Origin of the sequence: Bacillus sp. AF62 (genome assembly GCF_050312695.1) — a bacterium.
GTDB lineage: Bacteria > Bacillota > Bacilli > Bacillales > Bacillaceae_G > Bacillus_A > Bacillus_A cereus.
This window is the reverse complement of the sequence record NZ_JBNPJZ010000296.1, coordinates 1-284: the sequence shown is the minus strand read 5'-3', so window position 1 is coordinate 284 and position 284 is coordinate 1. Positions and strand designations below refer to the sequence as shown.

Below are 284 nucleotides of genomic sequence, written 5' to 3'. Positions count from 1 at the left end.
AAGATTTATCCAGGAAAAACAAAAGGCACATATGAGGTACAAACAGAGGTATCTATGATTGATCCACATTCTGAATCAAAAATGAAAACAGGTTATACGTTGTTTGTCAAACAAGATGGGAAGCAATGGATCGTAACAGACTTAAAAACAAAATAGGAGAGGGGCATGTATATGTTCAATATAAATCATTTTGTGTTAGGAATCGGGTTAGAAGGATTTTTCGAAATGATGAAGACACAAGGAACATACGCGTTATATTGTGCGTTTATCATTGTTATTTTGAT

2 pseudogenes are annotated in these 284 nt (G+C 33.5%); both read left to right on the top strand.

Features of this window, described 5'->3' with window-relative positions:
• Positions 1–156 (top strand): annotated as a pseudogene (locus ACQRBL_RS32820) (conjugal transfer protein); the annotation flags it as partial.
• 9 nt (positions 157–165) lie between these two features.
• Positions 166–284, top strand: a pseudogene (locus ACQRBL_RS32815) (TcpD family membrane protein); the annotation flags it as partial.